The organism is Lysinibacillus sp. NPDC093692 (assembly GCF_050280125.1).
Classification (GTDB): domain Bacteria; phylum Bacillota; class Bacilli; order Bacillales_A; family Planococcaceae; genus Lysinibacillus.
Window position 1 is genome coordinate 247,065 of record NZ_JBNNUW010000003.1, and the last position, 13,074, is coordinate 260,138.

Below are 13,074 nucleotides of genomic sequence, written 5' to 3' on the forward strand. Positions count from 1 at the left end.
AGCGAAAGAATGTCCAACAGATTGGACATTTTGGAAATAAAATAAGAGAAGTAGCCATTTCTACCTCTCTTGCTCAATATTCTCTAGAAACTTTCCATCTTTTATTGTAGTAATCTTTCATATCATTTAGAGCTTTTTCTTTATTCTCTGTACCAATTTTCATCAAAAGAGAGATGTAGGGCTTTGCCCACAGTAATACCAAATTGTATAAAACCTCTACCTCTTGCAGTTATGATGTTACCATCTTGTACAACTAGGTCTTCAGAAAAATGATTAAGATCGAAGAATTCTAATTTTTTAATACCTTCTAGCGGCAATCCAACAGTATACTTTCTGTTTTTTAATACTCCGGCTTTCGCTAAAAGAGTTGGAGAGCTAGAAATACTTGCGATGGTTGCTCCTTTGGCATGCGCATTACCAATAAAATCAATTAATTCTTGCTCATTTATTAGTAAAGCTATATCCATAGAGCCTGGTAGCAATAAGCTATCGATTTCGTCAAGATTAACTTCACTTATTTGTGTATCGACTATACAAGATAAACCAGATTCCCCTTTGATTTTTTCATTGTTTAACCCAACAGTAACAATGGGTTTATCTCCTTGCATTAAAATAGATAATGCTACACTCAATTCATATTCACTAAATTGGGGGTACAATAATATAGCGGTCTTTTTCATATAATTCTCCCATCTATTTTAAAACGAAGATTTAGAACAGCACTATAGTGAAAGTATATCTTATACCCACTCTTCATCTAAGACAGCATAGTAGTATTCATCCCACCACTCATCTTTGTGTGGTATACATTTTTTAAAATAACCCTCGCGTCTCATCCCGATTTTCTCCATCACTTTATAGGATGGGATATTTTCCGGCTGGCAAGTAGCAATAATTCTATGCAGTTTCATTTCTTTAAATCCGTAGTCCAGTACAGCTCTTGCAGCTTCAGATGCGTATCCATTGTTGTAATAGCTCGGATTCAATACCCAGCCAATTTCGTACGTATGATCACCAAAGTATTGATGGAAAACAATATGACCAATAACTATACTTTCACTTAGTAAAATAATAGGGAAGTGTTTTGCTTTTTCACCGCTATTTTCTGAAACAAACTTTTTTGCTTGTTCCTCATTAAAAACGCCCTCTGGAATATACTTCATCACAGTTGGATTTGAAGTATATTCATAGACAGCTTGCCAATCTTGAACTTCGAATTCTCTTATTAATAGTCTGTTAGTTTTGATAAACATTTCATTCTCCCCCAAGCATAAATTAAATGATATTTGGAACCATATAAATTAGTTATACACTTGTAGTTCCTTAAAGTCATGCAATTTATGGTATTTATTTCTAAAATATAAGGATACTAGAAAGGTTGGTATAACTGCATTTTAAGGGGAAACATGCTATACTTTGCATACCATATTCATTAAGATATGTATTGAAAGGTGTGTAATTATGTTATCAAAAGAAAAAATTAACCGAATCAATGAACTTTCTGCTAAGTCTAAAAATGGTACTTTAACAGAGGCAGAAGCTAAAGAACGAACAGCGCTTCGTAAGGAATATCTAGATACATTTAGAGCAACAATGCGTGATACAATTGAAAACGTAAAAGTGGTAGATGCTGAAGGAAATGATGTAACACCAGAAAAAGTTAAACAAGCGAAAAAAATAAATTTCTAAATTAATGTGTCACATTTAAATCAATTACGCCTCGGCGTAATTGCGTCTGGATTTTGAATTGTGCTAGCACAATTAATTCCTTTCAAAATCCGTGATATCCGCCGGAGGCATTATCTTTATTCAGTTAGTCTTATACGGTTTAACTTCTGTGAAAATAGTATATTTAAAATAAATATTTCTACTGAATAAAGATAAAGTATGTAACAAAACGTTAATAGTATAACAAAAGCATTGTTTTCTGAAGCAATGTTGACTAAACTGTATAAGAACAATATATAGGACGAGAAAGGATGTCACAAAATAATGACTCAACATGCGGATCAACTAGCGATTAATGCTATCCGAACATTGTCAATCGATGCAATTGAAAAAGCAAACTCAGGTCACCCAGGTTTACCGATGGGGGCAGCGCCAATGGCTTATACGCTTTGGACAAAACAACTTCGCCATAATCCGGCTAATCCAAAATGGTATAACCGCGATCGTTTTGTACTTTCTGCAGGTCATGGCTCTATGCTTCTATACAGCCTACTTCACCTTGGGGGCTACGGTTTACCAATGGAAGAAATTCAAAACTTCCGTCAATGGGATTCATTAACTCCAGGACATCCTGAATATGGTCATACTGTAGGGGTAGAGGCAACAACAGGTCCTCTAGGTCAAGGTATTGCTATGACAGTTGGTATGGCAATGGCTGAACGCCATTTAGCAGCTACTTACAATAAACCTGGACATGACATCGTTGATCACTATACATTTGCACTTTGTGGCGATGGCGATTTAATGGAAGGTGTAGCAGCTGAAGCTATCTCTTTAGCAGGTCACTTAAAGCTTGAAAAGTTAATCGTATTATACGATTCAAACGATATTTCTTTAGATGGTGATTTAGAAAAATCATTCTCAGAAAATGTCCAAAAGCGTTTTGAGTCTTATGGCTGGAACTATTTAAAAGTTGCTGATGGTACAGATGTTGAAGCAATTAACGCAGCTATCGAAGAAGCTAAAAAATCAACTGGCATGCCAACACTTATCGAAGTGAAAACAGTTATCGGTTTTGGTTCACCAAACAAATCAGGTAAAGCTGCTTCTCACGGTGCACCACTTGGTCAAGATGAGGTAGTTTTAACAAAAGCGGCTTATGAATGGGCTCACGAGCCATTCCAAATTCCTGCTGAAGCCTATGATACATTCGCAGCAGCTGCTGAAGTTCAAGGAGCACAACCTGAAGAAGCTTGGAATGCTAAGTTTGAAGCATATAAGCAAGAGTTCCCAGAATTAGCAGCGCAGTTTGAAAACGCAATGAATGGTCAATTACCGGAAGATTTCGCTTCAGAATTACCAGTTTATGAAGCAGGTAAGTCAGTAGCAACTCGTTCTTCTTCTGGAGATGCAATCAATGCAATTGCGAAGAAAACACCATCATTCTTCGGTGGTTCAGCTGACCTTGCTGGGTCAAACAAAACTACGATGAAAGACGCTGGAGATTTCTCTGCAGATGATTATGCTGGCCGTAATATTTGGTTCGGTGTACGTGAATTTGCAATGGGTGCTGCTATGAACGGTATGGCACTTCACGGTGGTCTAAACGTATTCGGTGGTACATTCTTCGTATTCTCTGATTATGTTCGTCCAGCTGTACGTCTTTCTGCATTAATGGGTCTTCCTGTTACTTATGTATTTACACATGACTCAATTGCTGTAGGGGAAGATGGTCCAACGCACGAACCAATCGAACACCTTGCATCTTTACGTGCAATGCCTAATTTATCTGTTGTTCGTCCAGCTGATGCAAATGAATCAGCAGTTGCATGGGAGCTAGCAGTAGCATCTGAAAAAACACCAACTGTTTTAGTATTATCTCGTCAAAACTTACCTGTTCTTGATGCATCTATTGATACAGTACGTGAAGGTGTTACGAAAGGTGCTTATACAGTATCTCCTGCTACAAAAGAAGTGGCAGATGCCATTTTAATTGCAACTGGCTCTGAGGTTTCACTTGCAGTTGAAGCACAAAAAGCACTAAAAGCTGAAGGCATGGATGTGGCAGTTGTTTCAATGCCATCTATGGATCGCTTCGAAAAACAAGACGCAGCTTACAAAGAATCTGTTCTTCCAAAAGCTGTGACAAAACGTTTAGCAATCGAAATGGGCGCATCATTCGGCTGGCATAAATACACTGGTTTTGAAGGAGACGTTCTTGCAATTGACAAGTTCGGCGCTTCTGCACCAGGTGAATTAGTAATGGAAAAATACGGATTCACAGTAGAAAATGTTGTAGCGAAGGTTAAAGCTCTATAATTTAATAAATACCGCAATACTCAGTAAGGGTTAAATCTCCACTGAGTGTTGCGGTATTTTTTCGCGTTTAGAAGATTTCATTAAAGAAATCAAATAGTTGCACAATGAATTAGAAGTATGGCAACAAAGTAGTAAAAGGCTTTGGAACTTCCTCCAATGTTAGCCCATCAACAATAGTCCACTAAATCAAAGAAGCTGACATCTGTGCAATGACTGAGAGGCTTGCAAAAAGTTGCCCAACATCGTGCTGTTGCTGTCGCTTCGCTTTCACACAAAAAACATTTGTTGGCCTAAAACCTTCGGACGTGATTATCGAGGCATATTTAAAAAATACGAAACGGCATAGATAGAATGCAGTTTCGTATTTTTTTGGAAAAACTCACTTTGCAAGCCCGTTTTGAAAAGCGTAGACAACTGCTTGCGTGCGATCTTGAACATCGAGTTTCGCTAAAATATTGCTGACATGTGTTTTTACAGTTTTTAATGCAATGAATAGTTCATTGGCGATTTCCTGATTCGCTTTGCCCTTTGCCATGAGCAATAATACTTCCATTTCACGATCGGTAAGTTGCTCATACAGTGGGGTACTAGAGCCATGGCGCATGCGATGCATCATTTTTGATGTTACTTCTGGCTCTAAAACAGTTTCGCCACCCATCGTTTTACGAATGGCTTCGGCGATTTGTTTCGCATTTGACGTTTTTAAAATATAGCTGACTGCACCAGCCTCTAATGCAGGATAGACTTTGTCATCATCTAAAAAACTTGTCACCATCATAATTTTTGCTTCTGGCCATGCTGCTAAAATTTCAGCTGTCGCCTCAGCTCCTGTCATGACTGGCATCACATTGTCCATTAAAATAATATCTGGACGCAAGGCGAGAGCGCGTTCCACTGCCTCTTTACCATTTTCAGCTTCACCTACTACAGTGATATCTGGTTGTGCTGACAAATAGGCAGATACACCGATACGCACCATTTCGTGGTCATCCACTATTAACACTTGAATCATTTACTTCAACCTCCTTTTGTAAAGGGATTTTCACCTCTACAATTGTACCTTCCCCAGGTACTGACACAATTTTGTACATACAGCCTATCTCCACAGCGCGTTCAGCAATGTTTTGTAGACCATAAGAAGTAGATTTATCGGCTTCGACATCAAAGCCGAGGCCATTGTCCTGAATACGTAAAATTGCTAAATCATCGCGGGCAACGAGCAATAATTCAACTTCACTTGCTTTGGCATGCCGTAGCGTATTCGATAACGCTTCCTGTGCAATGCGGAATAAATGATCCTCTTCCGCTTTGGATAACGCCATTTCCTCAAGTTCATATTCAATATGAAAAAATACTTTTTGCTGCAGCTCAATTATAAGTTCCTCTAGACCTTGTGCCAGCGTTTTATTATGCAGAGCAACAGGGCGTAAGTGTAATAATAATGCACGCATTTCAAGCTGTGCCTGTTGCACAATTTTTTCGACCTGCTTTAAGCTCGTAGCATTTTCATCGGTTTCGGTTAAGGCGGAAAGTAACATCGAAGCTGCGAATAATTGCTGTGATACTGAATCATGGAGCTCGCGAGCAAGACGTTGACGCTCAGCAATAATTCGCTCTTGAATAATTTTATCATTAGCTTCTGCACGTTCATTGGATAAGCGCTGCAAGCTTTTTCGTTGCGTATCAATTAACTCACTTGTTTGAACTAAAGCTTTCTTCAAGGGTTTTGGTAAAGGTTGTTTTTTAGGTAAAACAAAATCAGGTTCAACTAACTGTTTCACGATACGGGTCGCCTGAGCTTCTCTAGCACGGGCAGTCATACTAATCCAGCTGGCAATCAGTAAACTAAGTGCAAAAAGAATGACGACAATAAAACCACCGAGTGGAATATTATTGTAATTCTGTTGCCATAAGGGCTCCCATGTTTTCTCGTTTGGCTCGCCCCAAACAACGACAAGGAGACCGAATGCAGCACTCATCAATATAAAAAGTAGGGTAAATATCCTTGAGATAAAAGCAATCATTTACGTAGCACCTCCAAGTCCCCAAGCCATGTTGCAACATGTATAACAAGGGTACGCTTTGCATCCTCAGGGTTTCCATCTGAGAAACTTACACTTTCATTGAGTATACGTTGTGGACCAACATGTAGGCACTTTAATTCACCAAACAATGTTGTATAGTGTAAGCGGAATGGTATTTCATATGGGATATAAATTTGTACCTTACCAATGCCTTGTCGAATCGTAATAATACTTGTGCCGGTAGGTAAAATTGTTTGTGTTGTGTCAATCGTAATGTCGCCTGCAAGTCGTTGTATTTGGACATCTTGCCATTTATAAGCTTCTACTGGTGCAGGGAATGTACCGAATAATTCACTTTTTGTAGCGGGAAGCTTTTCGAAAAGCTCCGCACCAATAACTTTGGCCGTGTTTTCTCTTTGCAAGTATTGATAGAGCATATATAAAAGAATAATGACGATAAATAAGCGTAAACTCCACATCGTAAAGAGTGCGATCGAGATAAAGAAAATTCCTGTCCATTTAAAGAAACGATTTTTTTTCGAGAAACTTAAATAAAGAAGCCCTACTCCAATCAATAGACAAAAGGCGCCACCATTATTAAAAATTGTGAGCTCGACAAAAACGAGTAAAAAGAAGCATAGTACCCAAAAAGTGAGCTTATTAGTTGTGAAATTTTGCAAGAGGGTCACCCTTCTTTCTACTAAGAGTATAAGAGAGGGAATGGGTCCCTCTATTTCAAAACGTGAAAGAATGCGCCTCTAAATACGGCGCATTTCTTTTTATTATAACATGTTATTTATTTTCAATTAGCAGTGGTGCGTTATCTTCTGCGACATTTTTTTCAAGCTGTGCAAGACGAGTTTCGAAAGATGTTACTTCATGATCTTTGTCGATTTGGTAAGCAAGTTTATCGATATATGATTCTAAATCTTCAAAGTTGGTTTTATTGTTTTTAGCAATCATACCGTCCATTTGATGATGAGCGCGTGTGACGTTTTCTTTGCCCATAAGCTGTAATTGACGTACTTTCATATCTTTAATTTTGTGTTTCATCGTTTCAAATTTGCGTTCAAGCTCGAAGTATTCACGTGTGCTTGCTTCAATACTAGTTTGTAATATATTGTTACGTGCTGTGTATGCAGCTACTTCATCAGTAGCAAAATCGATTAGATCTTGCTCACCGCTAGTATTCGCTAATTGAAGTTGAGCTTCACGTTTAGCTAGTAAATCTGCATTTTGCTTAAATTCCTGCTCTAGTTTTTCCTTTAATTGACCTTGACGCTCTAATAATTTTCCAGTTTGCTCTGTTTGTTTTTCTGCTTCACGAATGTATTGGTTTAACATTGCAATTGGATTTTTTTGTTCTTTCTTATCAAATAAATGATGCAAGTCTGCCTCTATTGTATATTTAAAACGTTGAAATAAGTTCATGTAAATTCGCTCCTTTTATTTTGTTAAGTTAGACCATTCTTTTTCAAAGTTTGTAAACGGATCTTCTTCTTTAGCTTCAATTGTTGGGATTTTTACATCTTCGTTGTTCCATTTTTTATAGATAACGTAGATGACAGCGATTGCTCCTAAACCAATCATTGCTGGGATATTAGATATTGCTGATAGAACACCTATCAGACCTACTGTAACCCATAAGATTTTGCCGAATGTCGATTTACTCGCAGTGTAGAAGTGCATACCGAGTGCTACAAACAATCCTGAAAATAGTAGCCCTGCAAGCGGTCCAGTTAAAGCAAGTGCAACACATCCTGCGATAAAGCCTCCTATTAGTAGAAAAAATTTTCTCATATGTTTTAGCTCCTTTCGTTGATACCTTTATATTACCTATTAGCGCGCTTTGCTAAAACGGACTGGAAATTGATTTTACTCTAGGTCTTGAGGCTGAGAGTATTCTAAGTACTATAAAAAAAAGCGAAAATGCAATTAGCCATAATGTAATTAATAGAACTGAAAGTAGAAAGTTTTCGACAAAAATAGAAGATGAATGCCTCCTTCTTTTGACAAATTAAAGAGTTTGGATGAGCTATACTTATAAAAAAGAAATGAGCGAAGGAGGATTTCTAGTGAGAACCTATTCCATATATAAAATAAAAGAAGAGCATTTAACGTTTATTTTTGGCAGAGAGCGTAAGTTGTTAGAGATGATGCAAGGCTGTGAAGACGCTAACGAGAAATCCTTAAAAGAACTTGCATATATATGTGAAACCGTTCGCTTTGATGAGATAGCTACGATGCTAGAGGCGCAACTAGATTCCAAGTATGCACATTTAGAGAGAGCTCGTAATGCATTATTTTTAGAACATCCTATAAAAGGAAAAATGGCTATTTATTTAGTGGAACGCAAAATTTGTGTCTATTGTGAGGGTTCACGGATGCTTGATTTGGATCTATTCCAAATGCTTGCAAAGATGAGCGAACGCTTTATTGCATTTAATAAACAAGATAATGAGTGTGGGTGGCTAAAGCCAATGAAGTATACAATGCATTAGGAAATTTCACTACAATATATAGTAACACGCTAATATTTGGTGTATAATGGAGCGTGGAGAGTTTTTTTTCTCGGTATATATTGTAGTGGAGGAGGTTGGTTGTATGCCTACATGGGGCTGGATTATTATTGTAATTATCGCATTAGCAGCGGGCGCGGCACTTGGGTTCTTTTTAGCTCGTCAAGCTATGATGAAATATTTAAAAGAAAACCCACCGATTAACGAACAAATGATTCGTATGATGATGGCGCAGATGGGTCGTACGCCGTCTGAAAAGCAAGTACGCCAAATGATGTCACAAATGAATAAATTCCAAAAATAATTGGAATTTTTAAAAAGCAACTAGTCCAAGCCTGGGCCAGTTGCTTTTTTAATTATTTCAGAGACAAATCTTCGGATTAAATCGATTTTTGTGAATAATATAAATAATTTGTAAAAAACATATAATTCTATAGGAAAACTCGTTATAATGGAAATATTCTATTTAAAGGAGTTGTGTGCATTGCAGAAAGAAAAAACAAATGTTGAAAGCTTTGATTTAGACCATACGAAAGTAAAAGCGCCATATGTACGTTTAGCAGGTGTTAAAACAGGAAAAAATGGCGATGAAGTGTACAAATATGATATTCGTTTTAAACAGCCTAATAAAGAGCATATGCAAATGCCTGCATTACATTCCTTAGAGCATTTATCGGCAGACATTATCCGCAATTACTCTGACCACATTGTTGATTTCAGTCCAATGGGATGCCAAACGGGCTTTTATGTATCACTAATCAATCACAATGATTACGAAGACTTATTGAATATTTTAGAAAAAACATTTACAGATGTAACTAAGGCCACTGCAGTCCCAGCGTGCAATGAAGTGCAATGCGGATGGGCCGCTAGCCATAGTCTAGAGGGTGCGCAAGCGTTAGCTAAAGAATTTTTAGCAAAACGTGATGAATGGCATATCGTTTTTGCAGAATAAAATGAAAGGCAGAAAAGTTGTTATATCAACATTTCTGCCTTTTTTCGTAGCTTCTTTCAAAAATGAAATGGAATGACATTGGACGAAGAAGAATCACGATTAATTTTTTGGTAGATGAAGTTTTCTAAAAAATCATGGATTAAATCCTCATATTCAGCCATATTTTCATTAAAGGATTGTGCATGAGCACCATTATCAAATAGCTGTAGTTTCTTAGGTCCAGTTTTTTTATTGTATAAATCCAGTGACATGGAAGCTGGGATAAATGTATCAGGAATACTATGGATAAAGAGTACTGGCTTTTTAATATTTGTTACAGCTTCAGAAGGAGTCACACTTTTAAAGGAATAACCGTCTCGCAAGCGGACGAAGAAATCGGCAAAACGAATTGGAATAATCGAACCGTATTTAAATTCGGTCTTCGCAATTTGTTTTAACAGCATTGAAAAATCAGAGAACGCACAATCAGAAATATAGAAATCTGCACCGTCCTCTACAGTTCCTGCATATAGGAGCATTGTTGCGGCACCCATCGATTCACCATGAATACCAAGAAGAGCGTCTTCACCAATCATCGCCTGGATAGTTTTAACAACTGCGTCAAGGTCATTTTTTTCATAATAGCCGTAGCTAGTCGTTTTCCCACCAGTTTCCCCATGCCTACGATGGTCAAAAATAACGGAATTGTAACCAAGTCGTTCAAAAAGTCGAGCGTATTTGACGGAGTTAATTTTATTTTCCGTTACGCCATGGCAAATAATGATGGTATTATTTGTTTCCAAAGGTTGAAACATAATACCGCGAATCGTATATCCATTTGGAGAGTCAATATTTAATTCACATTTTAAATTTTTATTGTACCAAGCTTCGTCAAAACGTTTTGCAGTCGTTTCCCGTTCACGAACAAATTCAGGATCCTTTTGCTTAATGAACATTAATTTATTGGAGAGCGCGAAGCCAAACAGACCTGTTGCTGCTGCGGCAAGCGTCGTCGTTATACCTGAAAATAAAAGCATTTTCTTTTTCATTATTAACACCTCCACGTCCTGTTTCTTTTGTTGTCTAGGCATACAAATGACATCTTACGTATGTATGCACTTTGCTTAATTGTAATGTTCCCAACTGAGATTGTTTAAAACACGTCAACATTTTACAATATCTTTGGCAAAACTGCGATTATTTCTATTATCGAAAATCGTCAAAATATTTGTTAAAATAGATATATCTGCTAGTAGCATATGCATGCAGTGTTCATTTTTGAACGGGGAAAAGGGGAGAATGTTTATGACAAATGAGGTAGTAATAGTAAGTGCAGTACGTACAGCTATTGGTTCATTCCAAGGAACATTAAAGGATGTACCAGCGACAAAATTAGGGAGCATAGTTATTAAAGAAGCATTAGCACGTGCTGGTGTAGCAGGTGAAAAAGTTGACGAGGTCATTATGGGGAATGTCTTATCAGCTGGGCTTGGACAAAATCCAGCTCGTCAAGCAGCAATTGCAGCAGGTTTACCACATGAAGTATCTGCATTAACGATTAATAAAGTTTGTGGCTCAGGACTAAAAGCTGTTCACTTAGCGACGCAAGCCATTTTAGCAGGGGATGCGGATATTGTCGTTGCAGGTGGCTTTGAAAATATGAGCCAAGCACCGTATGTATTAAAAAATGCACGAGAAGGCTTCCGCATGGGGGATCAAAAAGTAGTCGATACGATGATTCATGACGGATTATGGTGTGCCTTTAATGACTACCATATGGGCGTTACAGCTGAAAATTTATGTGATGTCTATGAGATTTCTCGTGAGGAACAAGACGCCTTTGCAGCACGTTCACAACAGCGTGCAGAAGCGGCAATTACAGCAGGAAAGTTTAGCGATGAAATCATAGCGGTTGAAATTCCTCAGCGCAAGGGTGATCCTATTGTTTTTGATAAGGATGAATTCCCGCGTCAAGGCGTTACAGCTGAGTCTCTATCTAAACTACGTCCTGCCTTTAAGAAGGATGGTTCTGTGACAGCTGCAAATGCATCAGGCATTAACGATGGCGCAGCGGCAGTCGTTGTCATGTCGAAAGAAAAAGCGGAAGAGCTAGGCATTCGACCAATGGCACTAATTACAGCAAATGCAAGCGCAGGTGTTGACCCAGCTATTATGGGAACAGGTCCAGTAACGGCAGTAAAGAAAGCATTAGCAAAGGCTGATGTGACATTAGATAATATAGATTTAATTGAAGCGAATGAAGCTTTTGCAGCTCAATCGATTGCTGTAGATCGCGAACTAGGCTTTAATCATGATAAACTAAATGTGAACGGGGGAGCAATTGCACTTGGTCATCCAATTGGTGCAAGTGGAGCACGTATTTTAGTAACGCTTTTACATGAGATGGAAAAGCGTGATGTTAAAACAGGTCTGGCAACACTATGTATCGGCGGTGGGCAAGGCGTAGCAACAATTGTCAAGCGCCCTTGAAGTGAATAAGAAGGTGAAAGTAATGGGGAAAAAACGAAAACAGCAGCAACGCGTGGATAGTAGCGTAACAGCTAGTCTACCAAAGCAGGAGGCAGTGACATTAGCCGATCAACTAGGCGGTGACGTACTAGCCAAATTAAAAGCTGCAAAGCAAGATTTAACAGTGAAAGAACAAGCCGCTGAAGAAGAGCGCCAAGCAAAGCTAGCCTTTGAGCGCAAGCAACGCGAAAAAAACAAATCGTTTGAAGAACTACTAAACGAATACGGCGATAAAGGCTCGAAATTCTAAAGAGAAACAGTGAATCCAAATGCATGCGGATTCACTGTTTTTATGTTTTATCGGAAAGATTCGAAGATTTATCGGAATTATTTATGTTTTTATCGGAATAATTATCCTCCTTGCTCAATTTTAGAGATAAATTATTATTACTATATTATTGATTTATTGATAAAATTAGAAATAATCACCAAAGGTTGAAATCAACCCACTATATGGTGATTAGTTCAAAAATTATTTAAAAAATAAAAAACGGGAGACGCTGCCAATACATATATCTCTTAATAGTTTTAGATAAATCTAAGATAGGAGAGAAAAAATGATTGAATTAAGCACGAAAAAATTAAGAGTAATCCCATTGAACGCAAAGTATTTAGATTTACTAATTAATGAAGAAAAGACATTGGAAATAGAGTTGTCAGTGAGTAGTAATGAAGTTTTTCTTGATGAAGAATTAAGACAAGCTTTGAAGTTTAGACTATCAAAAGTATTAGAAGATGAAGAAAATTATATTTGGTACACGAATTGGGTAATCGTATCGAAAGAAAAAAACTGTATCGTTGGTGGCATTATGTTAAAAGGTCTACCGAATGAGCAAGGTGAAGTCGTAATCGGATATTATACATTTCCACAGTATCAGGGAAAGGGATACATGACGGAAACTGTTAGGGTGATGAAAGATTGGTTACTTAGTCAATCTCATGTTAAGTATGTGATTGCTGACACTGATAAAAATAATATTGCCTCCCATAAAGTATTACAAAAAGCAGGTGCAACGTTATATTCAGAATCTGAAAAACTATATTTCTGGAGATTCTAATAATATCAATTAAAAGGCAAAGG

The 13,074-nt window shown here is 37.7% G+C and carries 16 protein-coding genes; 8 read left to right on the forward strand and 8 right to left on the reverse strand.

Annotated elements, in window-relative coordinates; genetic code table 11:
- Nucleotides 1–140 precede the first annotated feature (140 nt).
- Nucleotides 141–680 carry a DJ-1/PfpI family protein gene (locus ACQKN4_RS05505; RefSeq protein ID WP_427482708.1) on the reverse strand — a complete coding sequence of 180 codons (540 nt, stop codon included), beginning with the start codon at nt 678–680 and terminating at the stop codon, nt 141–143.
- A 60-nt stretch (nt 681–740) separates the two neighbouring features.
- On the reverse strand, nt 741–1,253 hold the full coding sequence (locus ACQKN4_RS05510) for a GNAT family N-acetyltransferase (protein WP_079560651.1): 513 nt from the start codon (nt 1,251–1,253) through the stop codon (nt 741–743).
- Nucleotides 1,254–1,461: 208 nt separating this feature from the next.
- Here ACQKN4_RS05510 and ACQKN4_RS05515 point away from each other — a divergent pair, with 208 nt between their 5' ends.
- Nucleotides 1,462–1,689, forward strand: a complete 228-nt coding sequence (locus ACQKN4_RS05515; RefSeq protein ID WP_427482710.1) for a DUF896 domain-containing protein — start codon at nt 1,462–1,464, stop codon at nt 1,687–1,689.
- Nucleotides 1,690–1,992: 303 nt separating this feature from the next.
- Entirely contained in the window at nt 1,993–3,987 is a 1,995-nt protein-coding gene (gene tkt, locus ACQKN4_RS05520; RefSeq protein WP_427482712.1) for a transketolase, read from the forward strand.
- 379 nt (nt 3,988–4,366) lie between these two features.
- Here tkt and ACQKN4_RS05525 read toward each other — a convergent pair whose 3' ends face one another.
- The 5 genes from ACQKN4_RS05525 to ACQKN4_RS05545 form a co-directional block, all read right to left on the reverse strand.
- Nucleotides 4,367–4,999: a response regulator gene (locus tag ACQKN4_RS05525; RefSeq protein ID WP_079560658.1), complete on the reverse strand. Its 633-nt coding sequence runs from the start codon at nt 4,997–4,999 to the stop codon at nt 4,367–4,369.
- Entirely contained in the window at nt 4,974–6,011 is a 1,038-nt protein-coding gene (locus tag ACQKN4_RS05530) for a sensor histidine kinase (protein ID WP_079560660.1), read from the reverse strand. The genes ACQKN4_RS05525 and ACQKN4_RS05530 overlap by 26 nt, the downstream gene beginning before the upstream one ends.
- Nucleotides 6,008–6,691, reverse strand: a complete 684-nt coding sequence (gene liaF / locus ACQKN4_RS05535; RefSeq protein ID WP_079560664.1) for a cell wall-active antibiotics response protein LiaF — start codon at nt 6,689–6,691, stop codon at nt 6,008–6,010. The genes ACQKN4_RS05530 and liaF overlap by 4 nt, the downstream gene beginning before the upstream one ends.
- A 112-nt stretch (nt 6,692–6,803) precedes the next feature.
- Nucleotides 6,804–7,442, reverse strand: a complete 639-nt coding sequence (locus ACQKN4_RS05540) for a PspA/IM30 family protein (protein ID WP_079560666.1) — start codon at nt 7,440–7,442, stop codon at nt 6,804–6,806.
- Between the two features lie 15 nt (nt 7,443–7,457).
- The gene (locus tag ACQKN4_RS05545) at nt 7,458–7,811 is read right to left on the reverse strand and encodes an ABC transporter permease (RefSeq protein ID WP_079560668.1); all 354 of its coding nucleotides are present in this window, start codon (nt 7,809–7,811) and stop codon (nt 7,458–7,460) included.
- A gap of 275 nt (nt 7,812–8,086) precedes the next feature.
- On the opposite strand from ACQKN4_RS05545, the gene sirA reads away from it, so the two are divergent.
- The 3 genes from sirA to ACQKN4_RS05560 all read left to right on the forward strand — a co-directional run bounded on the left by sirA (nt 8,087) and on the right by ACQKN4_RS05560 (nt 9,485).
- Entirely contained in the window at nt 8,087–8,512 is a 426-nt protein-coding gene (gene sirA / locus ACQKN4_RS05550) for a sporulation inhibitor of replication protein SirA (RefSeq protein ID WP_053483154.1), read from the forward strand.
- A 103-nt stretch (nt 8,513–8,615) separates the two neighbouring features.
- Complete coding sequence (locus ACQKN4_RS05555; protein ID WP_049668607.1) at nt 8,616–8,834, forward strand: YneF family protein; 219 nt, start codon at nt 8,616–8,618, stop codon at nt 8,832–8,834.
- Nucleotides 8,835–8,981: 147 nt separating this feature from the next.
- A complete protein-coding gene (locus ACQKN4_RS05560; RefSeq protein WP_094075077.1) occupies nt 8,982–9,485 on the forward strand; it encodes an S-ribosylhomocysteine lyase in 504 nt (167 codons plus the stop codon).
- Nucleotides 9,486–9,541: 56 nt separating this feature from the next.
- Here ACQKN4_RS05560 and ACQKN4_RS05565 read toward each other — a convergent pair whose 3' ends face one another.
- Nucleotides 9,542–10,513, reverse strand: coding sequence for an alpha/beta hydrolase (locus ACQKN4_RS05565; RefSeq protein ID WP_427482715.1), 972 nt, complete (start codon nt 10,511–10,513; stop codon nt 9,542–9,544).
- A gap of 256 nt (nt 10,514–10,769) precedes the next feature.
- Here ACQKN4_RS05565 and ACQKN4_RS05570 point away from each other — a divergent pair, with 256 nt between their 5' ends.
- The 3 genes from ACQKN4_RS05570 to ACQKN4_RS05580 all read left to right on the forward strand — a co-directional run bounded on the left by ACQKN4_RS05570 (nt 10,770) and on the right by ACQKN4_RS05580 (nt 13,051).
- Nucleotides 10,770–11,954, forward strand: coding sequence for an acetyl-CoA C-acetyltransferase (locus ACQKN4_RS05570; RefSeq protein ID WP_079560676.1), 1,185 nt, complete (start codon nt 10,770–10,772; stop codon nt 11,952–11,954).
- 22 nt (nt 11,955–11,976) lie between these two features.
- Nucleotides 11,977–12,243 (forward strand): YqkE family protein, encoded by a 267-nt coding sequence (locus ACQKN4_RS05575; protein WP_079560678.1) that lies wholly within the window; start codon nt 11,977–11,979, stop codon nt 12,241–12,243.
- Nucleotides 12,244–12,550: 307 nt separating this feature from the next.
- Complete coding sequence (locus ACQKN4_RS05580) at nt 12,551–13,051, forward strand: GNAT family N-acetyltransferase (protein WP_079560681.1); 501 nt, start codon at nt 12,551–12,553, stop codon at nt 13,049–13,051.
- Nucleotides 13,052–13,074 lie beyond the last annotated feature (23 nt).